The sequence below is a fragment of the Paenibacillus sp. CFBP13512 genome, from assembly GCF_005233705.1.
In the GTDB taxonomy this organism is placed as follows: Bacteria; Bacillota; Bacilli; order Paenibacillales; family Paenibacillaceae; genus Saccharibacillus; species Saccharibacillus nuruki.
Genome location: NZ_QGAD01000006.1, coordinates 241,451 through 267,312, shown reverse-complemented (window position 1 = coordinate 267,312; position 25,862 = coordinate 241,451). Strand labels below are relative to the sequence as shown.

Here is a 25,862-nt window from a genome sequence, read left to right as displayed (position 1 = left end):
ACACACTACAACACAATAGACGCAAATAACGAAAAATAATAGAGATTTCTTTGGAGGAATAGTATGCAAAAAGTTGGACTGCTTATGCGCAAAATTCAATTTAGTGAGAATCAAGGGCCACGTGTGTTTGCAGAACGATTACAAGCATTAGGACGAGAATTAGGCGTAGAGATCGTCTTTATTTCACCAGAGCGTCATGTGAGCGGATATGATTGGCTTCCCGGGTATGAACACGAGAAGAGTGATCTGGTGAACTACGATATTGTATTAGATCAGATCCATAAAGAACAGATTGAGCATGTTATTTATACGGTGTCTGGCTTTACGTATTTAAAAATGTTTTTGCCGAAAAGTGTACTGTTTCCACATAGTTTCCCTGATCCTGCGCTAACAGGATACGAGATGATGAAACCTTTTTATAATATGGTCGATAAAGCCGTAGTACAGACTCCTTTTCTCAAACGACAGTTAGCTTCACAATTCAATATTCATGATGTCGATGTGATTCCAATAGGATTTAGCGAAACGCTGGCAAACAAACATTTCGATCCTTCACAAGTGGTAGAAAATCGAATCTTGTGGATTGGACGAGATGAAGAAAATCGCCGTCCTGATCTGGTACTCAAGTATGCTCGTCAGAATCCAGACAAAGAAGTATTTATGGTATTTGGTGGCGAACGTTATCGTGAAAGTATGCAGAAATATGATATTCCATCTAATATTCACTTACGGTTTGCTTTATCGCAAGATGAGATTTTCCAATTGATGAATTCGAGTAAAGTGTATTGGAGCTGTTCTAAATTTGATACATTTGCGATGCCGCTTACTGAAGCATTAGCGATGGGCAAAATTGTAGTCAAACCAGAACATCCTTGTTATGACCATATTAGTTCGACCCATGCTTTTGCAGGGAATGAGCGCAATTGGTTTGAACTGGTGAATATGGCAGCAGCCTCTCCACGCCAATTTTCACAAGATAATCGGGATTATGCGTTTGATACGTTTTCCAGTTCGATTATGAAAGAAGGGTATCGTCAATTTTTCTCGGAATGGTTGAAATAAACACAGTAGCTTAGAATCTAAAGAAATCATAAGGACGTGGAACCATTATGACAACATTACGCAAAGCGATTATAGATACCGATACTGCTGGTGATGACACGATCGCTATTTTGACAGCACTTCATCATTTTGATGTACAAGGCATTATGATGACAGGTGGGAATGTACAATTTGATCAGGAAGTCGAAAATGCACTCTATACGATTCAAGTCGCAGGTAAAGGTGGAGTAGACGGGCAGATTCCTGTCTACAAAGGTTGCGAGCGTCCACTAATGACGACATGGAATCAAGAACAGCATCGGACTGTAGAAGATGTGCATGGTAGCGATGGCATGGGAGGAGCGAACTTCCCTCCAGCAATCCAACGTCCAGCGGATGGACATGCAGTTGATTTTCTTATCGAAAGTGTACATAAGTACCCTGGTGAAATCCATTTACTAGCGATCGCGCCACTAACCAATATTGCGATGGCGATTCAGAAAGATCCAACAATTGTTCCGAAAATCCCTCATTTATATGTAATGGGTGGAACGAATAATGCACTCGGGAATATTACACCAGCGGCTGAATATAACTTCTATGTCGATCCGGAAGCAGCTCATATTGTTCTACGTTCAGGGATTCCAACAACCATGGTTGGTTGGGAAATGTGTACCGGTTATTCTCTGATGGATGATGACGATCATGCAGAGATTGCTGCGTTGGGTACTGCCGGAGCGGACTTTTTCAAAGCAGTCAATCAAGTCGTGATGACATTTAATAAAGAAGTACATCGTCTAAATGGTACAACTCATCCTGATACATTACTGATGGCTGTAGCCGCTAATGAAGCAGTCATGACAGAAAGCCATACGTATTTTGTTGATGTAGAAACCAAAGGCGAATGGACACGCGGATACAGTGTAGTGGATATCAATGGACGACTAGGACAGACACCAAATGTACGCGTCTGTGAAAAGATTGATCGTCCGTTGTTTAAGCAGATGTTGCTTGATGTATTAAGTGCGATTAAGTAAAAAAAATGCACGAGCATATAAATTGGTGGTAAAAGGAAAAGGCTAACTCAAAAGGTTAGTCTTTTTTTAATTAAATAAAGGCTCTTATTAAAGCTTGAATAAAAGCCTTTTTGAACGTATGATAATAGTAGTCAAAGGAGGTTGTAATTATGTATAAAGTTTTGAATGTACGTACAGAATCTATTACTAAAGTTCGTGCTAATTTTAATAAAGTGATCAAAGAAGTAAGAGAAACTCACGAACCTATATATATATTATCTAATAATGAACCAAGTGCAGTTATCTTAGATGTTCAAAGTTACAAAGAAATTATTGAACGAAATCAGCAACTTGAAAGTGAATTATTATATGCTCATACTTCTCAACGTGTGCAAAATGGGAATTCGATATTAATACCTGCTAAAGAAGTTGTGAATACAGATCTAACAGATAACCCTTATGCAAATCGAAGCGATGAGGAGTTATTTGATTAATGGCTAAAGTTGAATTTTGGGAAGAAGCTGCCAAAGATTATCGTCGTTTAGATGGGAATTTAAAGCAGTGGGTAGATGTTGCTCAAAAACGTTTAGAAGAAAGAGGCTCTGAAATTGGAAAGCCTCTACATAATAATAGTTATTCCAATCTAGCAGGTATGAAAGAGCTAAAATATGATAAATTGGGAGTTCGTTTAATATTTAAAGTTTCGCAAAATGATGAAATTGAAATTGTAGAGATTATTGTTATTGGAGCAAGGGATGAAGGAAAAGTATTTAGAACCGCCGAGGCTAGGCGTCAAAAACGGGAATAAGCACATGTAAAAGGCTAACTCAAAAGGTTAGTCTTTTGCTATATGTATATTTAAATATATAACTAATTCGACATTAATTTACAAATAAAAATAATTAAACTCTCTGTTAACAGAAACCGATAGTAATAGTAAAGTCGAATTTTCGGGGGAAATGTCGGTGTCTGTCAAATTAAGAACTGCGCTTATTGTTACATTTATTGCACTGTCTTTATTGTTATCTTTTACACTTAGCACGACAATTAATTATTATTCTTCACAAAGTATTAAAAATGAGATTGGGGAATCTCTAGCAGGAACAGCGTATCAGACAGCAGATAAGTTAGATAACTTTATGTGGTCTAGATCAGGTGAAGTGGAATTATTGGGAAGCTTGCCTGTTTTTGAAAATAATCAAAATGTCGAAAATATTCAACAAATGTTAGATCAATTGAAATCACACTTTCCATCATTCTCATGGATTGGATATACCGATACTAAAGGAAAAGTATTAGCAGCGACCGATGGGATTTTGTTAGGCAAAGATCTGTCAGAGCGTCCTGTATTTAAAGAAGGTATTCAAGGCAAATTTATCGGTGATGTGCATGATGCTGTATTACTTGCCAAATTACTGCCTAATCCAACTGGAGAACCGCTACAATTTGTTGATGTAAGCTTACCGATCAAAAATAGCCAACAACAGACCATTGGTGTACTAGCTGCACATATGAGCTGGGCATGGGCCAAAGAAGTACAACAAAGTGTATTATTACCGAGTAAATGGGCAGGCCAGAATGTAGATATGCTGATTGTCAGTAAAAAAGATCAGACCGTTCTACTTGGTCCACGTGAGATGGTAGGTAAGCCACTACCGTTAAAAAGTATAGCTAAAGCCCAATTACAAAAAGATGGTTGGGAGTTGGAAAAGTGGCCTGATGGTAATACCTATTTAACAGGATATGCCTATGGAGATGGATATTTAGACTATCCTGGATTGGGTTGGACGGTTATTGTGAGACAGCCTGAATCTACAGCTTTGGCTTCTGTATCTGAATTAATGCATTTTAATATCTGGATTACCGTTGTTGCCGCCGTAGTATTTGCATTAATCGGTTGGTGGTTAGCACAGCGTATTTCGCTACCTATTCGTGAATTAACGCATACTGCGGATCGACTAGCATGTGGAGAAGAAGTCGATATACCTTCTCGTAAAAGTTTTAGTGATATTGAAATGTTATCTTCTTCTTTGCAGACGATGGTCACTTCGTTAAGTCAAAAAGAAGTCGAGCTTGGCAATATGCAAAGTCTAGCTCATTATGATCATCTAACTGGGCTACCGAATCGGAATGCATTAGAAACGTATTTAGAAGATGCGTTTGAAGATCCTGAGCAACAACCGTGTCTGTCTTTTCTTTATATTGATTTAGATGGATTCAAAAAAGTAAACGATACGTTAGGTCACCAGAGTGGCGATATTTTACTGCAAAAAGTAGCTCAACGTCTCAGCCAGTTAAAACGTGAACATGATATTACTGTTCGTCTGGGTGGCGATGAATTTCTAGTGGTTCTGCATACCGATCCTTCTGGATTAAATATCGAAAAAGAAGCTGAAATCTATGCAAATGAGATTATTCGTAGCCTGAACAAACCATTTATCGTGGAATATGAAAAGGTGAATATCGGATGTAGTATCGGCGGAGCCGTCTATCCGCATGACAGCGATAATCCAATCGAGATTATTCGTATGGCAGATCAAGCCTTATATCAATCCAAACGTTCCGGTAAAAACCGACTTACCTTTTACAAAGAACCACTTGCTCCGCAATCGATCGGATAAAAGGTTCTATAAGCATACACAGAAAGCTAGAGCGTATACGACTCTGGCTTTTTGGTGTATTCACATATTAAGAAGACATTGGACGTGCTGAGAAATCGTCAGGATTAATAAAATTCCAAATATCCGGGATATGTTCAAGATCGTATTTGCGAACAGCTTCGATAATTTTGAGATGGATTTCTTGTTGTAGATCTTCTTGTTCTTGATATGTGGTTTGCTGTAATGAGCGCATAATCTTAGGCGAAAATTTTTGGATTAGAAATAGAATTGCTTCTTCATCTTCGTTTTTAGCTTTTTGAATTAATGATAGTAGAGCATGTGCCATAGTTATTCCTCCTTCTAACCTACCTTCTTTATAACTTTTTCTAACTTGGACAATGAAGATACGTTTGTAATTTTTTGATGGCTAATCGTTTGGTTTTGGAAATCGCTTGTTGAGTCACCTGAAGTTGAGACGATATTTCTTTCTCGGTCATTTCATAAATATAAAGATAACAAAGAATACGTTGCTCTCGATCTGTGAGTTGCTGAATCGCTTCATACATCTTTTTTTCGGTAATCACTTGTTGTAAATTACGTTCTGCAAAATGATATGTATCTGTATCAGCAGGTATTCGTGAAGTATAGGTATGATCTTTATTTTCGCTGTGGTCAATAATCAGTTGATGTCGATCTTTATACAGGCGATTTTTTTTATCATAATTGATCGCACTGAAATGAATCAGAGAAGCGATATAAGAAGTGAAGCGAGCTTCTAAAAAGAACAGTTGAAATGCTTGATTAAGCTTTTGTTTATTAGGTTCAGTTGGATAGTATATGGCTTGTTCCAACAGCTGCTTATGACTTGGAATACTCAAAAAAGAATGAATGATCGGATTTTGATCTGTTGTTGTTAGGTTCATACGTATTACCTCCAGCACTTTATATCTTAAGTGCATATGAATTGGGATCAAAAGATAAATACCACATAAACGGGATAGTCTCTATCTTTTATCTATAAAGTTGAAAGAATGGAGGTAAATACAACTTTAGGCGTAATTATTTTTTATATACTCTCCACCTTTATAACTATTTTTATATATCTACATACTGTATTTGATAAGAAAAGGTGTCAAAAATGGGTATTATTTTTTTGAGACTATGCTTTTTAGGCTTTTAAAAGGATTAAAATAGGGTATAAATTTGTTGAAATCGTTTCCTTTTTGTCGGAATAGGGTATTTTTTGTTTATATTGTTTATGCAAGTAAAAGAGTTTGAGGAGGGAATGAGTAAATGAAAAGATGGGGGAGTATGTTGCTGATCGGGCTATTGCTAAGTGGTATATTATCCGCTTGTGGTCTGAATAACAGTGGAACCAAGGATGGAGTTGTACAACTCGAATTTTTCCAAAATAAGCCGGAGGCTAAAGCTAGCTTCGATGAACTGATTACCAAGTTCAATCAAGAACATCCGGATATTCATGTGTCTCAAGTGAATCCACCTGATGCAGAGACGGTACTCAAAACACGAGTCGTCAAAAATGATATTCCTGATATTGTGGGTTTGGGTGCTACTGATACATATTCGTTACTCGCTAAAAGTGATATTTTTATGGATCTAACGGGCGATTCGTTATTGCAAAATATTGATCCGAAATATGCACAAATGCTCAAAGACGTTACAGGTATGGATCAAGTGACAGGGGTTCCTTTTGCGTTAAATGCAAACGGTATCATCTACAATAAAGATATTTTCAAAAAGCTAGGGTTATCTGTACCCAAAACATGGGATCAACTGATTGCTACAGCTAAAAAAGCGAAAGCAGGAGGAACCATTCCTTTTTATTTCACCTACAAAGACGATTGGCAGACCAATTTACCTTTCAATGCGATGGGCGGTACATTAGTCGGTACAGACTTCTACAAAGAGCGTCGTGAAAACAAAACGACATTTGTCCAAGCGTATCAAGAAGTCGCTAAAAAACAGTTGGAATTACTTAATTACGGTCATAATGATAATTTTGGTAAAGCATATTCGGATGGTAATCGTGCTTTTGGTAATGGCGAAGCGGCGATGTATATTCAAGGAAGCTGGGCGATCTCTGAGATTCGCAAAGTCAATCCAGATATTAAATTAGGATTTTTCCCACTACCCGGTAGTAACGATGAATCCAAAAATAAATTGACCGCAGGGATTGATACATTACTGGCGATTTCAAATCAGACCGAACATCCTGAACAAGCCAAAGAATTTATTTCGTTCTTATTGCAAAAAGAAAATAGCCAACAATATATTGACCAGCAAAACTTGTTCTCGGCTGTGAACGGTGTACAGCAAAAAGATGAGAGTGTCGCGGAATTACTGCCTTATTTTGAACAGGGTAAGATTGTCGATTTTGTCGATCACTATATTCCAAGCGCTGTTCAATTGAATCCAACTGTACAAGCCTTTTTGCAAAATAAAGATATTAATGGCTTCCTCGGCACACTGGATAAAGAGTGGGATAAAGTAGCGGCACGAAGAGCAAGCTAATCGAGAAATGGAAGGAGTGATCTGATGTCTACCAAACGCATGGCGACTTATTATTGGATGACGATTCCTGCGGTATTGTTGTTTTTCTTATTTCTAACTTTACCTGCGATTCAAGGGATCTTTTATTCGTTTACCAACTGGAACGGTTTTGGTAAAGAATATGATTTTGTAGGTTTTCGCAATTACGTCAGTTTATTTACAGATAATGTTGTGGGTGAAGCTTACTGGTTTACGATTAAATATGCGGTAGTTGTAACGATTTTTATTAACATCTTCAGCTTATTGATTGCTGTTGGATTGAACTCACGTATCAAATTCCGTAATTTTTTTAGAGGGGTATATTTTTTACCTAATATTTTGAGTGTATTGATCGTGGGTTACATATTTAATTACCTATTCTCTAATGTATTTACAGTATGGGGACAATCACTCGGAATCAATGCGTTATCGACAAATATACTTGGTAACGAAAGTCTGGCTTGGATCGGGATCGTTATTGTTGCAGTATGGCAAGGGATTGCTCTGAATACGATTCTTTATCTAGCAGGATTACAGACGATTCCGGGTGATCTGTATGAGGCTTCCAGTCTGGACGGCGCAGGCAAATGGCGTGAATTCTGGAGTATCACGTTTCCACTAATTGCTCCATTTTTTACGATCAATATGGTATTAGCGATGAAGAATGCATTGATGGTGTTTGATCAGATCGTAGCTTTGACCAATGGTGGACCGGGTCGTGCGACACAATCGATTTCATTCTTAATCTATACCGGTGGGTTTGAAGGCGGCGAATTTGCGTATCAATCAGCGAACTCGGTCATTTACTTTATCGTTATCGCAGTCATCTCTATTCTTCAGATCCGATTCCTGCAAAGAAGGGAGATGGATATGTAATGGAAACACATAAACGTACCAACTGGACTGTTAATATTCTTATCGCTCTCGGTACGATCGTGGTTCTTTTCCCTTTATATATGGCGATCACGATTGCGCTCAAAGATCCACAGCAAATGTCTCAATCATTATTCGGATTACCCACCACATGGCGATTTGATAATTTTGCAAGTGCGATAGAATTGACGAACTTTTTCCAAGCGTTTCGTAACAGTGCATTAGTCACGACAGCGACTGTTATTTTGACCCTATTAACCAACTCGATGGTGGCTTATGCGATCGGGCGTAATATGGATCGCAAGTTTTTTAAAGGGTTATATTTCTACTTTGTGAGTGCGATGTTTATTCCATTTCCGATTATTATGTTGCCGATTGTTAAATTAACATCTTCGCTACATATGACCAATCTGGTGGGACTGACGATCTTGCATACGGTATATGCTCTGGCATTTAACGTATTTGTATATGTAGGGTATATTCGTTCGATACCGGCTGTACTTGAAGAAGCAGCAACGGTCGATGGAGCGACCACTTGGGGTACATTCTGGCGCATTATTTTCCCATTGATGGCACCGATTAATGCAACTGTAGGGATTCTCGTCTGTTTGTCGACGTATAATGATTTCCTATTGCCATTGATTATTGTTAGTGATCAGAATATGTATACACTACCGCTAGTGCAATATATTTTCCAAGGGCAATTCAATACCGATTATAATCTAGCTTTTGCATCGTATCTGTTAGCGATGTTGCCGATGATTATTATTTATCTATTTGCTCAAAAATGGATTATCAGTGGAGTTACCCGCGGTTCTGTGAAATAAAATGACTGTTGACTAGCCAACTTCAAAAGTCTTCGCCTATAAACGGTGAAGGCTTTTTTGTTGTATTACTCACCTTTATTCACATCATCAATAATACTTTATAAAGTTAAGTAACTTCCTTTTATTGAGTTGAATGCAAGAAAGAGGTATGATAAAGAAAGAACATCTATTTATTCTTAAAAAAGGTAAAAGGAGGAATTAAAGATGGAGAAGAAAGGGTACATTTTAAAAAAGGGTACGGTGTTGTCGCTGGATGATCAGATCGGTAACTTAAAACAAGCAGATGTGGTGATTACTGGTTCAACGATTGAAGCGATAGGAACTAATCTACAAGTGGATGAATCCGCTTATCATGTTATTGATGCTACAGGTCAAATTATCATGCCTGGCTTAGTCGATACGCATCGTCATATGTGGGAATCGCTTGTGCGTACAGCCGGAACGAATTGGTCACTACCTGTTTATTTGCAAAATCTATACTATGGTGGACTCGGAAGTCGATTGCGTCCACAAGATAGTTATATTGCGAACTTACTAGGTTCATTGGAAGCGCTCTATTCGGGTGTGACGACTGTACTGGATTGGAGTATGCCTTACTCTCGAGAACATACCGATGAATTAATACGTGGATTGCAAGAGTCAGGGATTCGATCTGTATTTGCACTGGGTGTATCTGGAGAGACAGCGTATTGGAATCGTGAAAGTCGCTTAATGATCGAGGATGCCGAGCGAGTGAAAAAGCAATATTTCTCTTCACGTGATCAATTACTGACGATGGGGCTTGCAATTCGTGGTCCTGAATTTAGCCACTGGGAGACTACAGTTGCAGAGATTGGGATTGCTCGTCAATTAGATGCCATCTGTTCGATGCATATCGGATTTGGCAACTGGGGAGCTGCCGATCGTTCCGTCACCAAGCTGTATGAAGCAGGCTTACTTGGATCAGATTTGAATATGGTACATGGTAACAAAATGCATACCGAAGAATACAAAATGCTTGCTGATGCAGGAGCATCGTTGTCGGTCACTCCAGAAGTAGAGATGATGATGGGACATGGATATCCAGCGACTGGATTTTTCTTGGAACAAGGCGGGATGCCATCATTAGGAGTAGATGTGGTCACTTCAACAGGTGGCGATTTATTTGCGCAAATGAAATTTATGTTACAGGCTGAACGTGCGCGTGTAAATGAAGAGATTCTGAATAGTGGCAATATGCCAGGTGAGTTAAATCTGTTATCTGCTCAAGTTCTTCAATTTGCTACTGTAGGCGGAGCCAGAGCATTGAAGTTAGAAGATCAGATTGGTCAACTAACACCCGGAAAACAAGCGGATATCATTATGATTAGTACCTCGAATCTAAATACCGATCTCAATCTATTTCCAGTGATTGATCCCATAGGTGCAGTCGTTCAATGTACCAATCCATCGAATGTCGATACTGTATTTGTTGGTGGACGACTGATGAAGCAACATGGTCAATTGGTAGGTGTGGATCTAGAACGTATTCGTCGTCTTGTATTGGAAAGTAGAGAGTATCTGGAGACACAACATGTACTGAGTGATGCCGATCGAGTGATCTATTCATAATCAATCGGATTATTTAAATGGAAGTCATATGAACCAACCCAAAAAGGGACAGACTCCTCTTGAGGATGAACTGTCCCTTTTATAGATGATGTTATCATTTATTCCGGTTGAAATGTCTGAGCCCATTCGCAGAAAATAGCATAATCTTTCTCTACCTGATCGGCATAAGCAAAAGCCCAACGCGAAATATGTTGTACAAAGGCGTCCGGTTTGCGTCCCATCGCTTTTAGAATTTCTTTTTCACTATGATAGGGTAAGATGCCTTTATTTACATCGGCATCTGCGCGAGCATGCATTTTGGCAGTTAATTTAGCCATCGTACTCAGTACACTTTCCATATCTTCTATTGTTTCGATATCCTCTAGTTTGAGACGCTTTTTGTAAGGAGAACGTTCCCGTACATAGAAGTCTCGTCCATCTAATGTCAGAAATCCAAGATAAGGATCAGCCTTGTGATGCATCGCTTGTTGAGTCGTCGTTACCCGTTTGCCTTGATGACTGAATATCTGCCAGAACGATTCAGCATAGGGTAAGAAATAAGCAGGAACCGGTGTGCGAACTTCTTTGACTTCCAAAACAGCATCGTCTTCGCCTTCTACGCTCAGTCCACCTTCGATCAATACATAATACCGATCAAGTCCAATCGAAGCTGTACCTGAACCATGCTTAATCGCAATATCTTTAATCCGATAATGATCGGCTTCACCTTGATGACAGACCAATGTCTGTTGATAAAATGCCCATGCTTGCTCAAGTAAAGATTGTTCTTGCTCTGAAGGCACAACCAGTTCAGCTGTTTCTTGAAATACCCGATCGCTTTGCATAACCGCTGTTACTTTTTCAAGAAAATGACCGTTACGGCGCTTTTCTAACTTGCGTAATAACTTACGTACAGGGCCTTTAGCTTTATTTTCGTCCATCACAAATTTAGCGGGATCATCTTTGTCTTCAACAAAACAGGTGATTTGCTTATGGTAGCCTTTGATATAATGCTCTAAAAGATGCAATTGTTGGTCATCCGTATATTGTAGCTGTCTGCCTACCAACGCTATACTAACCGACATTCGTAATACGTCATATAGATAAGACCCGATATATCCTTCATCAAAATCATTTACATCATAGACAATCTGCTTCGATTCATTGCGAAACGCTCCAAAGTTCTCAAAATGTAAATCACCTTGAATCCATGTAGGACGTTCGGTTGACGTATGGTAAGGGAAATAATGTCTTGTCGCATCAAAGTAAAACAGATACGAGCTTCCACGAAAAAAGGAAAAAGCAGTAGCACTCATTTTGCGATATTTCTCAGCTCTTTTGGTTGGGCTTAATATCATAATCTTGCTATCAAATTCATCTAATACTGAAATAAGCGTTTCTTTGCGTAATTTAGTACGCGTATGTATAACTTGTTCTGTCATATTGGTTGGTATCATCTTCATTTCCCCCTAATCATGTAACCGTATAAATCTGTTTTATTCTATCACTTTCTCACCCTTATTGCGTACATTAAAATGGTCGCAAAGCGCGTTTGTTGCAAATGGTTCTTTAAAAGCATAATGTGGGTTAAAGAAGTATAGATACTTCTCCATTAGAAGCAGTAGAAGAAAAGGAGCAACGACTCATGTACAAAATCATTCTCGTTCGTCATGGAGAAAGTGTATATAATCAGCAGAATTTATTTACAGGCTGGACCGATGTTGCGCTTAGTGACCATGGAATAGAAGAAGCTAGAATAGCTGGTCGATTAATTAAAGAAGCAGGGTATACATTTGATATCGCTTTTGCTTCTGTACTCAAACGTTCTATTCAGACGATGCATTACATATTAGACGAATTGGATTTGCTTTGGATTCCTGAACAAAAGTCTTGGAAATTAAATGAACGTCATTATGGAGCTTTGCAAGGATTAAGCAAAATAGATACTGCTGAGAAATATGGAGAAGAACAACTTCATCTTTGGCGACGCAGTCTAACCGTACGTCCTCCATTGTTAAAAAAAGATGATCCACGCAGTCCTCGTCTTGAGATGCGATATAACCAGATTCCAGACGATCAGATTCCTTATGGTGAAAGTCTCAAAGACACGGTAGATCGAGTGGGCGAGTTCTGGCATGATTGTATTGTTCCTTTGATTCAGAAAAAAGAACATATTTTAATAGCCGCTCATGGCAACACTCTGCGTGCTTTAATTAAATATTTGGAAGATATTGATGAGAAGACGTTAACCGATCTCAATATCCCAACAGGTATTCCATTAGTATATGAGTTAGATGATGATATCAATCCGATTCGCCGCTTTTATCTAGGGGAAGACGAACATATCGAACGCAAAACCAATGAAGTCGCTAATCCACATAATGTGAATGAATAGAAAGGCGGAACAATGCGTATCAAACCTTATTTGAAAACAAGTTTAATTTTAATCATTGTAGGTTTAGTTATGGCGTTAGGATACACACGTATTTATTCAGAAAGTGGATATAGAGCTAGTGTTTTTTCTGGCGTATGTATATGCGTTGTGTTGAGTACACTTGTTATGCGTTGTATTGTGACGAGACATTATAATCAAGATACAGAAAGTATATTATTTAATGTTAGCAGATGTATGCGTTATTATAGTCTCTATTTAATTACTTTTTTAGTAGTGATGTGGATAGATACAGCATCTTTAGGAGAGACGATTCCATTAACATTTGCTTTGCTATTATCAGGTCCTCTTGTCATCGAACCTGCTAGGAAGCAATTGTTTACAAAAATATGGCAAAGAATAATGAATATATTATGGATTGTGATAGCAGTAATATATATCTTTATTGCTATAAAGTATCATTTAGAATGGGCTAATGTATATTCTGTGATTATAGGATTATTGATATACACGGTATTAGAAGTAATATTAAGCTGGATATTCCGCAAATATGCATTACAAGCCTGCTCATAAAATGAATAAACAAAAAGCATCTATAGGGATTTACGCTATAGATGCTTTTGACATGTTGTTATTTGGATTGAATTAATGGCAGACGAGAACCTGACGGGAAAAGACGCCTTTGGCTCCTTTTTTGGCTTCACCACGATCTGTAATCGAGAATCCAGCTTCTGCTATCATCTCATCTATATTTTCAATCGTAATCACAACTACTTTATCTGCGATTCGGCGTGCATGTTTGAGAATACTTAATTGCTCTTCCGGTGTCGTCGTCGAAAATAAGTTATAGGGCATATCCACGATAGCCGCATCATAATGCTCGTTAATATCAGCAATATCGCCTAAAGTCACTTCTCCTTTTAAGCCGAAATGTTTGATATTTGCTCGTGCACCTTGAGCAATATGCGGGTTGATATCACGCCCGACGATGTTGATATCCATCGACAAGGCTTCAACAAGTACAGTACCGATGCCGCAGCAAGGATCAATCGCTTGAATACCGACTGGATTAGGAACTAGAATATTTGCAGCCGCTCTAGCTAGCCGGGTATTCAGAGCAATCGAATAATTTTGTGGTTTGCGCATATTGTGGAACCAGACAGCTTCGTTTTTGAAATAATGACCTAAATACCAGCGTCCACCAAAAGGCACTATACCAAACGTATGTTGAGGATTTTTCACATCGGCTTCGCCATGAATCCGCATGCCAATTTCACGTTCAATCCCCAGCCGTTCTTGATATTCGATTTTGTGATCTGAATCCAGATCGTTAATTTTGACAAAAATGACTTTGAACGTCTCTTCTAACATATCGATCTGTTCTGCTTGAGCATATATCTCTTCTAATGTATCGCCTTCGTATAGGATCTCAATCCGTTCTTTGATAAACGGGCTACGACTAGGCATGACAGCTACATCACTTTTAAGAATAAATTGATCGGTTTCTTTGCCGAAAAAAGATCTCATTTCCAAATAACAAAGAGAATGTTCATCTTGACGATGAGAATACGTGTAAATATATTGCGGACTTGCATGTTGTTGATCCAATCGTCGTCCATCCTTTAAGCCCAATCGGCTAATTATATTTCCTGCAAATCAGTCAAAAATAGCGCTGTTTTGCAAAATGTTTCATGTGGAACAATTCACTATGGTAGAACACCTAAACTTCCTTTAACTACATATCTTCAGTATGCTCTCAAAATACAATAATTTCATTATACTCTTCAACTTTTATTTCTTTAAGAATAATCGTGTTTATTCAACCTTTATAGTAGGTAATCTAAAGTAAAAGTGATGATTTAAGACTTATTTGTAAGGAACTTGCTGTGAACAGCAATTTTTTCTGGTAATTACATCGATTAAGGCTTAGCATGTAATAGAAGCTAGCATGACACACGTTGGAATTCTTTTCACCTTCAAATTAAATATGAATATCGAACGATCAAGGAGGCACTCCTTTTGAATATAAAGAAAAACGCTACAAAATGGTTGATGATCACGATTATTTTATGTGCTCTTTCGTTAGAAACAGTATCAGCAGCCAAGTTCCATTCTAATCAACAAGTGACTGAAAATGGTGAACCTTTAATGGTGAACACTGTTAATATAAAACAATTAGATTTTCCAGTAGCTCAATCCAACTTATTTAACATTATGGAAGATGCCAAAGTAATCGCAAGTGAGCCTGCTCTTCATATTACGATCCGTGGCAAAGAAAAATCAGACGGTACGTATGAAAATATGTCTATCCATACACCTACATTCAACTGCATGTTAGATGGCGTTCAGGTGGTTAATCCAGAATATCCGCCACAGGTCTATTCAACCGATCTCGATGGAGATGGTCAGCCTGAAGTGGTGGTGATCTTAACGAACGGTTATGGTACAGGAATTTACAAAACAGAAGTTAAAGTCTATCGACAAGACGGTACATCGATTGCTGTAGAAGATGGACAACATGCCTGGAATAAGCATTTTCAAGCTAAAGTCAATGCAGGACAGATCGAACTTCAATGGAATCAGAACCAAATGACTTTACCGACTTCGATACTGCAAGACCCTGTCGCCTCTGTAGAGAGCGGAGTAGAAGTAGGCGCTGTACGCCAATACAAGATCGAAAACGGGCACCTCGTTGTAGCTGCGTCTGTTCAAGTAGGTATGATGAACGTTTTGGGTGAGCTGACGACAACTTATGAGTACCAACAAGGCATATTACAAGCCAAGTCTTCCAATATAGTATGGGATGAACCGTATCGCTCAGCTATTCAGAAGAATTAGATTCCATATCTTTCGCAATCGCGACTAACTGCTGAATACCAGTACGAATTTCTTGTTCACTGGCAAAAGAAAAGCAAAGGCGAATATATTGCTTGGATGATTCGTGATGATCGAATAATGATCCCGGAACAAAAGAGATTGATTGCTTGAGACAACGAGCCAGTAGTTCAGGAACCGATAAATGATCGGGTAATCGAACCCACAGATTAAATCCACCTTGAGGTGGTTCATAATACCAACCGGTTGAGGAGAGTTCTTCGTCCATCATTTCGAAGCGAATCCGCAATGCGATCCGTAATTTCTCGATATGTTGTTGTAACCGTGTTGAGGTAAAATAATGCAAAAATACTTTCTGGTTGAGCAAAGGGGTACCTCCGTCGGCGAGTGACTTGGCAGCCAGTAGAGAAGTAAACCATTCCGGTCTAGCGACAATACAAGCGATTCGCAGTCCCGGAGAAACGTATTTGCTAAAGCTACGAATATAGATCGTATATCCTTCTGTATCATAAGCAAATAAAGGTAACGGTGGCTTTTGCCCAAAATAAATATCCTGACAGGTATCATCTTCGATCAATAGACACTGATACTGAGCGGCTAGATCGACCAGTTGTTTACGTTGCTCTGCTGAGATGCAGATGCCTGTAGGGTTGTGAAATGTAGGATTAAGGTAAAAGAAGCGAGGTTTATATTGCTTCATCGCTTGTTCGATCTGAGCTAGATCATAACCATTAGCATTGATTGTCATCGGAACCAATCTAGCCCCTTTTTGCTGAAAAACATCTAAAGCACTGGCATACGCAGGCGATTCGATCAGCACATGATCACCCGGGCGTATCCATACTTCAGCAATGAGTGAGATCGCTTGTTGAGCACCTGTTGTAATAAGAATTTCATCGGCATGAACATGAAATTGAGAAGTATCTGTAAAATAGTGTTGAAGCATTTCTCTGAGCTCTAGATCACCCTGTGCAGGTGCATACGTACCGAGCAACTTGGGATACAGATCGAATACCTGTTTCACATATTCAGCAAAATAGTGATTTGGTAGTAAATTCGGTGTAATCAGAGCTTGAGAAAATTGATATTTGACTTGAATCCGATGCAGATCGCCTAGATTTCCTTGAAATAAAGGCAGACCTAATTCAGCTTCATTGGTTAACACTTGCAACGTAGGCGGTTGCACATAATAACCGGATTTGTCACGGGCATAGACATGACCATCATCTTTAAGATGTTGATAGGCTTTGAAAATCGTTAAGCGGTGCATCCCTGTATCTTCTGCTAGTTGACGAACAGAAGGCAACTTAGCATGTGCTTGCCAGTCTCCACGCTGAATACGTGTATGGATATACGTATAAACCGTTTGAAAAGAATGTTTCCCATGTTGTCCGGATAATACAGTATCCACGATGGAATCGGATTGTTTTTTTTGCGGTTCAGTGAGTGGTTTATTTGTCATATCCACATTCCTTCCTAATTGATAACAGGGTACAAACAGATATCCCGAATAAGCAAAATCAAACTAAAAGTACATGTAGTGTAACCTGCATCCAGACCAAGATATCCCCATCTGTTCTATGGTATGGCATCTGTTCTGTTGATCTTCCTTTACAATAACAGAACACAGAGGAGGAATGGAAGATGGTATTACTGGGGTATGCAATAATGTGCTTAATTTTTGGAACCACATTTCTAGCGATTAAGATCGGGGTCGATGCAGGATTACCGCCTTTCTTTTCCGCAGGAGTTCGTTTTTTAGCAGCAGGATTGATCTTAATGATCTGGATGTATGCACGTAAAAAGATCAGCTTCTCTTTATTGTTACGCAAAGAAACGCTGTTTATCGGCTCAGGATTAACCTTTTTTACATTTGCAGCTTTATATTGGGCTGAACAATATATTACGTCTGGTGTAGGTGCTGTTCTGTCTGCAACCGGTCCCGCTATTATTTTATTGATAAGATCAGTGGTATTGAAAGATAAAGTACCGAGTATTTCATTTATCGGAGCGATGATCGGGTTAGTTGGAGTTGCTCTACTGATGTTACCGGGGTTATCCGGTCAGTATCATGCCCTATGGGTAATTGCTTGTCTGGTTGTCGTATTGGGGGAGTTCGGCTACGCAGCAGGAGCTGTTTATTCCAAACAAGTGGTTTCTAAATTACAGGGAAGTTCACCGATTGCACAAAATGCCGCTCAGATGATGCACGGAGGATGGATGTTATTGGTACTGTCTTTGATTACCGAACGGGGTCAAATACATATGGAAACGATGTTCAATTCCGCAGCGATCGGTTCGTTGCTGTATTTAATTGTACTGGGATCTATGGGTGGGCATACGCTATTTTACTGGTTAATTTCACGAACGAATCCAGTATTCCCTTCGACATGGTTATACATTTCACCGGTGATCGCACTGCTACTAGGATGGTTGATCTATAAAGAACCACTCAATTGGGTGATGGGGGTAGGAGCCTTGATTATTCTAATCGGGGTGATTTTGACCAATATTGAGACGTTACGTTCTTTATTTGCCAGCCAACGGAACAAAGCATCACGAGATAAAAAGGTGCCTATTGTGAAAGTGTACAAAAACTAAATCAAAATAGACTAAATCAAAAAAAGACCTCCTATCGGTTAGGAGGTCTTTTTGTCTAATGATCAGCGTATAACATTAACATTATTGATTAATCGCATAAATACCGGGCTTGTTGTTTACAGGAGCGATCCATAATTCGCCATCACCAATCATAACACCCATATCACGTATAAATAATTCATCTAATCGTTGATTAGCTAATGCTTTTTTAACTTTAGCCGTCATAATGGTATTGTATTCGGTGATAAATTGCGACTGGTTTAGAATACTTCTTTTTTTGTTACTACTGTTAATCACTAAAGGATAAGAAATCCGTTTAGCAACGGCTTCTTTATTCCCTTTGGCTACTGCACGGCGTAGATTTGCATAGAACCCTGTAAACTGTTTTACATTATCGAATCCAGCGACACTGACTAGTCTTTTTTGTTGTTCAGCGGTTAATTGATCCGCTTTGATAGGAGTAGTCGTTTCTTTAGAAGCTACTGTAGAGACCGTAGGTTCAGTCGTAGTGGTATTCGTTTGTGCAGATGCTGAGAATGCAGGCATAGAGAGGGTTACCGCCAACATTGAAGTCATGACTATCGTGATTCCTTTTTTACGATTCATTATGATTACCTCCTTGAGAGTCATTATATTTAATAAACAATAAACATGTGTCTAAAGCTGTTATTCAATATCATGCGATCTCTTATAAAATAACAATATCGTAAAATAATAGCAAATTAAAAGAATGGGCATCATGCTATACAAGCTAGATTAAGTATATACACAGCTTTTTATATTCAAATCAGTGCTGTGATGTAATTACTGATGTATTTGCTGATTAATCGTATAGACACCTAGTTTATTATCTAGAATAGCCATCCATATTTCACCATTACCAACCATAACCCCTTGATCACGTATAAATAATTCGTCTAAGCGTTGATTAGCCAGTGCTTTTTTAACTTCAGTCGTCATGATCTGATCGTACTCCGCAATAAACTGTTTTTTATTCAAAATACTTCTTTTTTTGCTATTGCTATAGATTGATAAAGGATAAGAGATTCGTTGTGCTACGGCTTCTTTATTATTTTGCGCTACTGCACGACGCAAGTTAGCATAGAATCCGGTAAATTGTTTTACATTATCAAAGCCAGCGACATGTATCAGACTTTTTTCTTGTTCAGCAGTTAAATGATCAACTTTAGCTGGAGTTGCTGTTTGGGTAGTAGTGGCTTTCACAGTAGTTGCTTGTGCAGACACAGATAAGGCAGGAATCGAAATCGATAAAGCGAGAACAGAAGTGACCATGATTTTTAGTGCTTTTGTATTGTTCATATTAAATGCCTCCAAAGATTCATATATTGAATAGACGACTATGTATCATCTAGAGTTATTATTCAATACATGACAGGCACTTGTAAAACAACAATATAGTCATGTAAAGTAACAGAATAGTTATCGCCAATTGCTATTATGTGCCAATAAAATGACATGTATGATAGAAAGGAGCTAGCTATGCAACCATCCGATCCATCTTCAAAATCGGCAGATCATACTTATCATTACCGTGAAGAAATTCGCATGAATCAAGAGTTACCCTTCTTTCAGCCCCCTAAATACAAGGCTGATTGGATACGCTGGGCAGATGAGACGATGGAAGTCCAGACTCAGCGAGAAGCCTATGAATGGATCAGCAGTGGAGCCTACAATGAGATCGGCAAGTTATACGATGGATATCGTAGTCATGATCCTAAAATGGCAGAAACACTAGCCTTTCAATTACTTCAACGACAAACGTTCCAAGCACCAACGTACCGCATATATACCGATGTTGACCACGAAGCAAAGCCCAATTGGTATATGGTCTGGGTTGAAAAGATAGACAATGTAGAAAAAAATGAAAATAAAGTAACAGAATAGCGACGTATATAGGTATACGCTCATCCTTCAACTGTAAATTTGCCCACAAAAAAAGGTAGACCTCGTATAAGGTCTACCTTTTTTTTTATATTTTACATGCGGATCTGCTTTTAACTATGCCATGATCTATTTATTTAAATGATAAGGAACTGTAGCAACAACGACATCTTTGTAGTTAATCAGATAAGCACGCATCAATAGACTGGTCTGATTATGCAAAATCGTTTCCCACCAGTGATGAGTGACGAATTGCGGAATCAATACGGTAATATGATCGGTTGCTGATGTTTTCCATTCCACCGTATCTATAAAGCGGCGCAAAGGACCTAGAATACTGCGATACCGTGATTTCAGTACAATCAGACGAACACCTGGATTCCATTCTTCCCATTTCTGCTCCATCTTATGAATCGCTTCATCATCGAAACCAACATAGACAGCAAGTACATTAGGAGACAATGTTTTGGCGTAACTGATCGTATTCATTACTACGCGTGTAATCCCTGCCACTGGAATAATAATCGTATTGCCTTTCACTTCTGGCTTATCAACTTTGATATCGATTCGTAACTGTTCTGCTGTATTTTCATAATGCGTATAGATTTTGTAGAAAATATACACGACCAACGGTAAGAAGATAAAGATAACCCAGACTTGCGAGAATTTGGTGAAAATAAAGATTAACGTAATCGATAATGTCGTTAACATACCGACTGTATTAATCGTTAACTTTAATCCCCAATTGGATGGCTTCAGACGAATCCAGCGAATCATCATACCTAATTGCGATAAGGTAAATGGAATAAATACACCAACCGCATACAAAGGAATCAGATTTTCAGTATCGCCTTTAAACACAATCACTAACAATGCAGACAATACGCTCAAAATAATAATACCGTTAGAGAAACCTAGACGGTCACCACGCACCATAAACATATGAGGCATATATTTATCTTTTGCTAACATAAAAGCAAGTAGCGGGAACGCAGAGTACGCTGTATTGGCTGCTAGGAACAGAATCAATGCCGTAACACCCTGTATAATGTAATAAAGCGTACCATGACCAAACGTCATCCGTGCGATTTGTGAAATAACCGTTTCGGTTGCACTTGGATGAATACCGTACCAGTAAGCTAGTAATGTAATACCGATAAACATTGCGCCCAAAATAATACCCATCATCAATAGTGTAGCCGCCGCATTTTTTTCAGCAGGCTTACGGAAGTTAGGAATAGCATTGGAGACGGCTTCTACCCCAGTTAATGCCGAACAACCTGAGCTGAAGGCTTTGAGTAGTAAGAACAGACTGACATTCGAAACGGTGCTATCAAATTGCGGAGCTGCGGCTTCGATCCCACCTGTCAAATAACGAATGACACCTGTGATAATCAATACAAAAATAGCGATAACAAACAAATAAATAGGAACAGCGAGTACAGATGCAGATTCGGTCACACCGCGCAGATTCATAATCGTTAAAAAGACAATCATGACAAGCGCGATCAGAACCCGGTGATCATGTAATACTGGAAAAGCCGAAGTGATTGCATCTGTTCCAGCAGATGAACTTACAGCTACGGTTAGGATATAATCAACAAGTAAAGATCCCCCTGCTATTAAGCTAGGTGCTTTACCGATATTATCCTTGGCGACAATATAAGCGCCACCACCTGTCGGATACGCAAAAATCGTCTGACGATACGAAATAATCAGAATAACCAACAAACCGAGTACGGCGATAGAGATTGGAACCGAATACCATAAAGCCGCAAATCCAGCAACCATGAGGACAAGCAAAATTTGCTCTGTTCCGTATGCCACCGAGGATAGCGCATCGGAAGAAAGAATCGCTAATGCTTTGAGCCGACCTAATTTTTCAGCTTCGAGTTCTGCTGACTTCATCGGCCTTCCGATTAATATACGCTTGAACTTACCCAACATCTTGTGCACACCTTCATTTCTTGAAATTTGGAAAGACTAATTAGTTTACATGTTATAGATACTCATTTCGTACAAGCCAAGCATGAAAAACAATGCTTGTTTAAGCTAGCTTTTAAGGCAAGCGTATATCATTATACTCTAGCTTTGTAAAAAGTCATCCCCTATTTTAAACAAAATGTATAAGTAAAAATAGACAGTGTATTATTTTGAATCGCTTATACCATTATCTTCGTATATAAGACATTAAGAGATCATACAAAAATAGCAGGGAGAACCATATGAGAAAAGTCATGCGCCGTATCCTTTGGGGATTATCGATCGTTGTTTTTATCGGAATTATTACGTGTTTTTATCTAGGATATTTTATGTATGCTTACGGTCTTATCTTTCTTGTGATCAGTATTTTATTCGGAATCGGGCAGATTGCACAGGTCAATAATAGTGTGTGGTTACACCAAAATGGATATGATCGTCATATGAGAGAACGGATCGAGCGAGAGCAACGGAATCGGGAAGAATAAACTGTAAAGATCGTTAATTTAGTTCAAATTGCATTCATTTATAGGGCTATAGAAGGTTCCAAATCTAACATGACCTGATAACATAGAGTTACTACTATATTCAGGAGGTTGTTATATGAAGAAGAAGCATTGGTTAGTGACAGCAGCAGTTGTAGGTATGGCTTTGACAGGATCAGCAGGGGTCTATGCAGGTACGAACTTGGAAAGTATTAAAGCATCGCTTAATCATGGTCTGGGGATTCAGGTAAATGGTTCAGCATATACGCCTACAGCTAATGGCAAAAAACTAGCTCCAATCTCTTATCAAGGAACAACTTATCTTCCTATACGCTCTATTGGTGAAGCATTAAATACACCGGTTAGCTTTGATGCCGCAAGCAACAAAGTCATTATTGGTAGTGGTTCTTCTACAGGAACGCCAGCTACACCAGCAGTCTCCACAGCTGTGATCAAAACGAAATATTTACCAACCGATTTTCCTTTTCCTAAAGATGCGAAGCAAGTCAGTCTAGTTGAAAATGTAGCAGATAACAAAAAACAGGTTTCCCTGTTGTACTCTACCAAATCCAATCTACTTGAACTGGGCAATACATATAAAGACTATTATTTGAGCAAAGATGTAACCAAAAACAGTGAGATCATTGAAGCGGATAACTTGAGCATTGTAAGCTCTAAAGATAATGATTTTGTGGTATCGATTAACAGTTCACCGATCACTAATCAGACAGGTGCTTACGAAATTAGTGTAGTCTGGAAAGAGCAATAATAGTAGCTGAATCACCAAAAAAGCTTGCAGCTCTCCTTGTTCTCAGGAGGATTGCAAGCTTTTTGTTATGCTCGGGAAGAAAGAGAAGACTTCGGTACCACGGCTGAAGATTCACGAAAAATAGGATGAGTCTGGATATGAGCGATCTGATAAGGACGAGTAGGATTTTTGATTCGTGCTAATAAGGTTTCTGCGGCTTGTATTCCCATATCGTTACTGAAAATATGCACTGTCGTTAAAGGGGGCTCTACAATGCGAGACTCCGAAGCATCATCAAATCCACAGACTGCAATATCTTCAGGGATTTTAATTTGATTCGCTTTGAGCACTTGCATAAGATGAACAGCGCTAAAATCATTCGTACATATAAAAGCAGAAGGTTTGTGAGTCATCGCTTTGAATTGACGATCAATCCAGTCTTTGGCTTTAAAAATTTCTTCGTCTTTGCCTAAAATGCAAAAAGAACGATCTAAAGTGATATCTGCTTCTAACAGAGCACGGTTAAAACCGATCCAGCGTTCATTGAAGCTTTTACAGTGATTGTAATCGCCTACAAAACCAATCTGCTGATGCCCTTGTTGAATTAAATGTTTGGTCATTTCATAGACGCTGTATTCATTTTCCATCAGTAAAAGATCGGCTTGTAATGAAGGAGACGCTAAATCGACTGCACAGTCTATAAAAATAGTCGGTAAACCCAGACTGGTGATTTTTTGGCTGTATTCTTTATCAAATAATTCGATACAAATAATTCCATCCACTTTGGACGCTTCAAAGTTATTTGGCAAAGTCAGCGACTGCATATCGGCTTCACGCACAATATGAATCGAAATCGTATATCCTTCCATACTGATTCTTTTCTCAAGTCCACTAATAAGCAAAGTACCAAAATGTGAATTATTTGGTAGGCTAGACGTTAACAAAGCTACGTTACCGGTAGATTTAGGCATTAAATAGTCAGATTCTACATAAGCAAATTGTTTATATTTTAATTCGGCTGCTTTTTGAATGACTTTATTTCGTGTTTCGATCGGAATGTTCTCGTTACCATTAATAGCTTTGGAAGCGGTATTACGGGATATATTTAAAGCGTCTGCAATATCCTGAATAGTCACTTTTTCTTTCTTCATGATCGTTTGTCCACCTTTAACCATCCTATATTTGCAAAAGAAATCATTACAGATTTAGGATAATCTCTTTTATTCGTTATTTGTATTAAATGTATAATAATTCGTATTGAATAGCAACTTTTGTTTACAAATGTAAACTTTAATTTGTGCATTTTACACATGTGATATCTTCATTTATATCCATAATGTAAATTAAATAAATGCAAATGTAAAATATTATTTTTACAAAATGTATTGACGAATGAACAAATTGTTTGTTAAATTGTAAATCAGAGTCAAGCAAAACAAAATGTAAGCCCTTTCTAAATACAGGACAGGACTTGAAGGAGTGAACGCATGTGGATGGAGTAGGACAGAAAATAAAAGCAAGAAAAGGTGAAACCGCACACAGGAAAACATTAAAGAAAAGGCACAATCATTATTTTCTGTATGCTTTGTTAGCCCCGGCACTGATCCTGACTATTATATTCAAATATGTACCCATGTACGGAGCGGTTATCGCATTTAAAGATTTCAGTCCACTCAAAGGCATTATGCGAAGTGATTGGGTCGGATTTAAATATTTCGAGAAATTTTTGAACTCTCCGAACTTTACAGATATTTTTACCAACACAATCTCGTTGAGTCTATTCGGTCTCATTTGTAGCTTTCCTATTCCTATTGTATTAGCGCTGATGTTAAACCAAGTAAGGCAAGCCAAAATAAAGAAAAATGTACAGTTAATCTTGTACGCACCTAACTTTATATCGGTTGTTGTTATTGTAGGGATGTTGTTTATTTTCTTATCTCCTGTTGGTCCAATCAATCAACTGGTTAGTGCCATATTTGGTCAACCGTTAATGTTTATGTCGGAACCTGGTTATTTTAGATCGATTTATATTTTATCCGGTATCTGGCAAGGCGCAGGATGGTCTTCGATTATTTACGTAGCTGCTCTGGCGGGCGTTGATCCTGAGCTACATAATGCCGCTAGTCTGGATGGGGCGAATATTTTCCAACGTATTCTTCATATTGATCTTCCTACGATCAGACCTATTATGGCGATTGTATTTATTCTAGCAGCAGGTGGAATTATGTCGATCGGTTTCGAGAAAGCATATCTTATGCAGACCTCGATGAATTTACCTTCTTCAGAAATCATTTCAACCTATGTTTACAAAGTAGGGCTACAAGCAGGTGACTATTCTTATTCTGCGGCTGTTGGATTGTTTAACTCCGTGATTAACGTCTTTTTATTAGTAGCAGTGAACTTTGTAGTCAAAAAACTCAATGAGGGCGAAGGGCTCTATTAA

The 25,862-nt window shown here is 38.5% G+C and carries 26 protein-coding genes; 17 read left to right on the top strand and 9 right to left on the bottom strand.

Features of this window, described 5'->3' with window-relative positions; all coding sequences use genetic code 11:
• Positions 1 to 63 precede the first annotated feature (63 nt).
• From PaeCFBP13512_RS11610 to PaeCFBP13512_RS11590, 5 genes are all read left to right on the top strand, one after another.
• Complete coding sequence (locus PaeCFBP13512_RS11610; RefSeq protein ID WP_069328024.1) at positions 64 to 1,062, top strand: glycosyltransferase; 999 nt, start codon at positions 64 to 66, stop codon at positions 1,060 to 1,062.
• Positions 1,063 to 1,109: 47 nt separating this feature from the next.
• Positions 1,110 to 2,078, top strand: a complete 969-nt coding sequence (locus PaeCFBP13512_RS11605; protein WP_069328025.1) for a nucleoside hydrolase — start codon at positions 1,110 to 1,112, stop codon at positions 2,076 to 2,078.
• Positions 2,079 to 2,227: 149 nt separating this feature from the next.
• Complete coding sequence (locus PaeCFBP13512_RS11600) at positions 2,228 to 2,551, top strand: type II toxin-antitoxin system Phd/YefM family antitoxin (RefSeq protein ID WP_069328026.1); 324 nt, start codon at positions 2,228 to 2,230, stop codon at positions 2,549 to 2,551.
• Positions 2,551 to 2,865: a hypothetical protein gene (locus PaeCFBP13512_RS11595; RefSeq protein WP_069328027.1), complete on the top strand. Its 315-nt coding sequence runs from the start codon at positions 2,551 to 2,553 to the stop codon at positions 2,863 to 2,865. Before PaeCFBP13512_RS11600 ends, PaeCFBP13512_RS11595 begins: the two co-directional genes overlap by 1 nt.
• A gap of 157 nt (positions 2,866 to 3,022) precedes the next feature.
• Complete coding sequence (locus PaeCFBP13512_RS11590) at positions 3,023 to 4,678, top strand: sensor domain-containing diguanylate cyclase (RefSeq protein ID WP_241669353.1); 1,656 nt, start codon at positions 3,023 to 3,025, stop codon at positions 4,676 to 4,678.
• 67 nt (positions 4,679 to 4,745) lie between these two features.
• Here PaeCFBP13512_RS11590 and PaeCFBP13512_RS11585 read toward each other — a convergent pair whose 3' ends face one another.
• Both PaeCFBP13512_RS11585 and PaeCFBP13512_RS11580 read right to left on the bottom strand, forming a co-directional pair.
• Positions 4,746 to 5,003 (bottom strand): helix-turn-helix domain-containing protein, encoded by a 258-nt coding sequence (locus tag PaeCFBP13512_RS11585; RefSeq protein ID WP_069328029.1) that lies wholly within the window; start codon positions 5,001 to 5,003, stop codon positions 4,746 to 4,748.
• 40 nt (positions 5,004 to 5,043) lie between these two features.
• Positions 5,044 to 5,580 carry a sigma-70 family RNA polymerase sigma factor gene (locus tag PaeCFBP13512_RS11580; RefSeq protein WP_161594257.1) on the bottom strand — a complete coding sequence of 179 codons (537 nt, stop codon included), beginning with the start codon at positions 5,578 to 5,580 and terminating at the stop codon, positions 5,044 to 5,046.
• A 370-nt stretch (positions 5,581 to 5,950) separates the two neighbouring features.
• On the opposite strand from PaeCFBP13512_RS11580, the gene PaeCFBP13512_RS11575 reads away from it, so the two are divergent.
• The 4 genes from PaeCFBP13512_RS11575 (at position 5,951) to PaeCFBP13512_RS11560 (ending at position 10,497) form a co-directional block, all read left to right on the top strand.
• On the top strand, positions 5,951 to 7,189 hold the full coding sequence (locus PaeCFBP13512_RS11575; protein ID WP_069328031.1) for an ABC transporter substrate-binding protein: 1,239 nt from the start codon (positions 5,951 to 5,953) through the stop codon (positions 7,187 to 7,189).
• 24 nt (positions 7,190 to 7,213) lie between these two features.
• A complete protein-coding gene (locus tag PaeCFBP13512_RS11570) occupies positions 7,214 to 8,083 on the top strand; it encodes a carbohydrate ABC transporter permease (protein ID WP_069328032.1) in 870 nt (289 codons plus the stop codon).
• Positions 8,083 to 8,907 carry a carbohydrate ABC transporter permease gene (locus PaeCFBP13512_RS11565; RefSeq protein WP_069328033.1) on the top strand — a complete coding sequence of 275 codons (825 nt, stop codon included), beginning with the start codon at positions 8,083 to 8,085 and terminating at the stop codon, positions 8,905 to 8,907. The genes PaeCFBP13512_RS11570 and PaeCFBP13512_RS11565 overlap by 1 nt, the downstream gene beginning before the upstream one ends.
• A 204-nt stretch (positions 8,908 to 9,111) precedes the next feature.
• A complete protein-coding gene (locus PaeCFBP13512_RS11560) occupies positions 9,112 to 10,497 on the top strand; it encodes an amidohydrolase family protein (RefSeq protein ID WP_137223207.1) in 1,386 nt (461 codons plus the stop codon).
• Positions 10,498 to 10,595: 98 nt separating this feature from the next.
• Here PaeCFBP13512_RS11560 and PaeCFBP13512_RS11555 read toward each other — a convergent pair whose 3' ends face one another.
• The gene (locus PaeCFBP13512_RS11555) at positions 10,596 to 11,933 is read right to left on the bottom strand and encodes a DUF2252 domain-containing protein (protein ID WP_137223205.1); all 1,338 of its coding nucleotides are present in this window, start codon (positions 11,931 to 11,933) and stop codon (positions 10,596 to 10,598) included.
• Positions 11,934 to 12,121: 188 nt separating this feature from the next.
• On the opposite strand from PaeCFBP13512_RS11555, the gene gpmA reads away from it, so the two are divergent.
• Positions 12,122 to 12,871 (top strand): 2,3-diphosphoglycerate-dependent phosphoglycerate mutase, encoded by a 750-nt coding sequence (gene gpmA / locus PaeCFBP13512_RS11550; RefSeq protein WP_069328036.1) that lies wholly within the window; start codon positions 12,122 to 12,124, stop codon positions 12,869 to 12,871.
• 12 nt (positions 12,872 to 12,883) lie between these two features.
• Complete coding sequence (locus tag PaeCFBP13512_RS11545; RefSeq protein WP_137223203.1) at positions 12,884 to 13,441, top strand: hypothetical protein; 558 nt, start codon at positions 12,884 to 12,886, stop codon at positions 13,439 to 13,441.
• A 72-nt stretch (positions 13,442 to 13,513) separates the two neighbouring features.
• Here the strand turns inward: PaeCFBP13512_RS11545 and PaeCFBP13512_RS11540 are convergent, their stop codons facing one another.
• On the bottom strand, positions 13,514 to 14,476 hold the full coding sequence (locus PaeCFBP13512_RS11540; RefSeq protein ID WP_241669352.1) for a TRM11 family SAM-dependent methyltransferase: 963 nt from the start codon (positions 14,474 to 14,476) through the stop codon (positions 13,514 to 13,516).
• A gap of 411 nt (positions 14,477 to 14,887) precedes the next feature.
• On the opposite strand from PaeCFBP13512_RS11540, the gene PaeCFBP13512_RS11535 reads away from it, so the two are divergent.
• The gene (locus PaeCFBP13512_RS11535) at positions 14,888 to 15,706 is read left to right on the top strand and encodes a hypothetical protein (RefSeq protein ID WP_137223198.1); all 819 of its coding nucleotides are present in this window, start codon (positions 14,888 to 14,890) and stop codon (positions 15,704 to 15,706) included.
• On the opposite strand, the gene PaeCFBP13512_RS11530 is transcribed toward PaeCFBP13512_RS11535, so the two are convergent.
• A complete protein-coding gene (locus tag PaeCFBP13512_RS11530; RefSeq protein WP_137223196.1) occupies positions 15,690 to 17,165 on the bottom strand; it encodes an aminotransferase-like domain-containing protein in 1,476 nt (491 codons plus the stop codon). The two genes, PaeCFBP13512_RS11535 and PaeCFBP13512_RS11530, sit on opposite strands and share 17 nt — an antisense overlap.
• 182 nt (positions 17,166 to 17,347) lie before the next feature.
• Between PaeCFBP13512_RS11530 and PaeCFBP13512_RS11525 the strand changes: the two genes are divergently transcribed.
• Positions 17,348 to 18,304: a DMT family transporter gene (locus PaeCFBP13512_RS11525; protein WP_137223194.1), complete on the top strand. Its 957-nt coding sequence runs from the start codon at positions 17,348 to 17,350 to the stop codon at positions 18,302 to 18,304.
• An 81-nt stretch (positions 18,305 to 18,385) separates the two neighbouring features.
• Here PaeCFBP13512_RS11525 and PaeCFBP13512_RS11520 read toward each other — a convergent pair whose 3' ends face one another.
• Both PaeCFBP13512_RS11520 and PaeCFBP13512_RS11515 read right to left on the bottom strand, forming a co-directional pair.
• Entirely contained in the window at positions 18,386 to 18,910 is a 525-nt protein-coding gene (locus PaeCFBP13512_RS11520) for a hypothetical protein (protein WP_137223192.1), read from the bottom strand.
• 198 nt (positions 18,911 to 19,108) lie between these two features.
• Positions 19,109 to 19,624 carry a hypothetical protein gene (locus tag PaeCFBP13512_RS11515; RefSeq protein WP_137223190.1) on the bottom strand — a complete coding sequence of 172 codons (516 nt, stop codon included), beginning with the start codon at positions 19,622 to 19,624 and terminating at the stop codon, positions 19,109 to 19,111.
• Positions 19,625 to 19,804: 180 nt separating this feature from the next.
• Between PaeCFBP13512_RS11515 and PaeCFBP13512_RS11510 the strand changes: the two genes are divergently transcribed.
• On the top strand, positions 19,805 to 20,209 hold the full coding sequence (locus tag PaeCFBP13512_RS11510) for a hypothetical protein (protein ID WP_137223188.1): 405 nt from the start codon (positions 19,805 to 19,807) through the stop codon (positions 20,207 to 20,209).
• A 126-nt stretch (positions 20,210 to 20,335) separates the two neighbouring features.
• On the opposite strand, the gene PaeCFBP13512_RS11505 is transcribed toward PaeCFBP13512_RS11510, so the two are convergent.
• Complete coding sequence (locus PaeCFBP13512_RS11505) at positions 20,336 to 22,153, bottom strand: APC family permease (protein ID WP_137223186.1); 1,818 nt, start codon at positions 22,151 to 22,153, stop codon at positions 20,336 to 20,338.
• Between the two features lie 278 nt (positions 22,154 to 22,431).
• Here PaeCFBP13512_RS11505 and PaeCFBP13512_RS11500 point away from each other — a divergent pair, with 278 nt between their 5' ends.
• Positions 22,432 to 22,674 carry a NarK/NasA family nitrate transporter gene (locus tag PaeCFBP13512_RS11500; protein WP_137223184.1) on the top strand — a complete coding sequence of 81 codons (243 nt, stop codon included), beginning with the start codon at positions 22,432 to 22,434 and terminating at the stop codon, positions 22,672 to 22,674.
• Positions 22,675 to 22,789: 115 nt separating this feature from the next.
• Positions 22,790 to 23,440, top strand: coding sequence for a stalk domain-containing protein (locus PaeCFBP13512_RS11495; protein WP_137223182.1), 651 nt, complete (start codon positions 22,790 to 22,792; stop codon positions 23,438 to 23,440).
• 65 nt (positions 23,441 to 23,505) lie between these two features.
• Here PaeCFBP13512_RS11495 and PaeCFBP13512_RS11490 read toward each other — a convergent pair whose 3' ends face one another.
• Complete coding sequence (locus tag PaeCFBP13512_RS11490) at positions 23,506 to 24,570, bottom strand: LacI family DNA-binding transcriptional regulator (RefSeq protein ID WP_137223180.1); 1,065 nt, start codon at positions 24,568 to 24,570, stop codon at positions 23,506 to 23,508.
• Between the two features lie 359 nt (positions 24,571 to 24,929).
• Between PaeCFBP13512_RS11490 and PaeCFBP13512_RS11485 the strand changes: the two genes are divergently transcribed.
• Entirely contained in the window at positions 24,930 to 25,862 is a 933-nt protein-coding gene (locus tag PaeCFBP13512_RS11485) for an ABC transporter permease (protein ID WP_285097523.1), read from the top strand.

Excerpts from the sequence above, each read along its gene's own strand:
- PaeCFBP13512_RS11500 (WP_137223184.1), top strand. The coding sequence starts at position 22,432 with ATGAGAAAAGTCATGCGCCGTATCCTTTGGGGATTATCGATCGTTGTT.
- PaeCFBP13512_RS11595 (WP_069328027.1), top strand. The coding sequence starts at position 2,551 with ATGGCTAAAGTTGAATTTTGGGAAGAAGCTGCCAAAGATTATCGTCGT.
- PaeCFBP13512_RS11510 (WP_137223188.1), top strand. The coding sequence starts at position 19,805 with ATGCAACCATCCGATCCATCTTCAAAATCGGCAGATCATACTTATCAT.
- PaeCFBP13512_RS11575 (WP_069328031.1), top strand. The coding sequence starts at position 5,951 with ATGAAAAGATGGGGGAGTATGTTGCTGATCGGGCTATTGCTAAGTGGT.
- PaeCFBP13512_RS11580 (WP_161594257.1), bottom strand. The coding sequence starts at position 5,580 with ATGAACCTAACAACAACAGATCAAAATCCGATCATTCATTCTTTTTTG.
- PaeCFBP13512_RS11605 (WP_069328025.1), top strand. The coding sequence starts at position 1,110 with ATGACAACATTACGCAAAGCGATTATAGATACCGATACTGCTGGTGAT.
- PaeCFBP13512_RS11570 (WP_069328032.1), top strand. The coding sequence starts at position 7,214 with ATGTCTACCAAACGCATGGCGACTTATTATTGGATGACGATTCCTGCG.
- gpmA (WP_069328036.1), top strand. The coding sequence starts at position 12,122 with ATGTACAAAATCATTCTCGTTCGTCATGGAGAAAGTGTATATAATCAG.
- PaeCFBP13512_RS11600 (WP_069328026.1), top strand. The coding sequence starts at position 2,228 with ATGTATAAAGTTTTGAATGTACGTACAGAATCTATTACTAAAGTTCGT.
- PaeCFBP13512_RS11495 (WP_137223182.1), top strand. The coding sequence starts at position 22,790 with ATGAAGAAGAAGCATTGGTTAGTGACAGCAGCAGTTGTAGGTATGGCT.
- PaeCFBP13512_RS11490 (WP_137223180.1), bottom strand. The coding sequence starts at position 24,570 with ATGAAGAAAGAAAAAGTGACTATTCAGGATATTGCAGACGCTTTAAAT.
- PaeCFBP13512_RS11560 (WP_137223207.1), top strand. The coding sequence starts at position 9,112 with ATGGAGAAGAAAGGGTACATTTTAAAAAAGGGTACGGTGTTGTCGCTG.
- PaeCFBP13512_RS11585 (WP_069328029.1), bottom strand. The coding sequence starts at position 5,003 with ATGGCACATGCTCTACTATCATTAATTCAAAAAGCTAAAAACGAAGAT.
- PaeCFBP13512_RS11520 (WP_137223192.1), bottom strand. The coding sequence starts at position 18,910 with ATGAATCGTAAAAAAGGAATCACGATAGTCATGACTTCAATGTTGGCG.
- PaeCFBP13512_RS11610 (WP_069328024.1), top strand. The coding sequence starts at position 64 with ATGCAAAAAGTTGGACTGCTTATGCGCAAAATTCAATTTAGTGAGAAT.
- PaeCFBP13512_RS11545 (WP_137223203.1), top strand. The coding sequence starts at position 12,884 with ATGCGTATCAAACCTTATTTGAAAACAAGTTTAATTTTAATCATTGTA.
- PaeCFBP13512_RS11525 (WP_137223194.1), top strand. The coding sequence starts at position 17,348 with ATGGTATTACTGGGGTATGCAATAATGTGCTTAATTTTTGGAACCACA.
- PaeCFBP13512_RS11515 (WP_137223190.1), bottom strand. The coding sequence starts at position 19,624 with ATGAACAATACAAAAGCACTAAAAATCATGGTCACTTCTGTTCTCGCT.
- PaeCFBP13512_RS11505 (WP_137223186.1), bottom strand. The coding sequence starts at position 22,153 with ATGTTGGGTAAGTTCAAGCGTATATTAATCGGAAGGCCGATGAAGTCA.
- PaeCFBP13512_RS11565 (WP_069328033.1), top strand. The coding sequence starts at position 8,083 with ATGGAAACACATAAACGTACCAACTGGACTGTTAATATTCTTATCGCT.
- PaeCFBP13512_RS11555 (WP_137223205.1), bottom strand. The coding sequence starts at position 11,933 with ATGATACCAACCAATATGACAGAACAAGTTATACATACGCGTACTAAA.
- PaeCFBP13512_RS11530 (WP_137223196.1), bottom strand. The coding sequence starts at position 17,165 with ATGACAAATAAACCACTCACTGAACCGCAAAAAAAACAATCCGATTCC.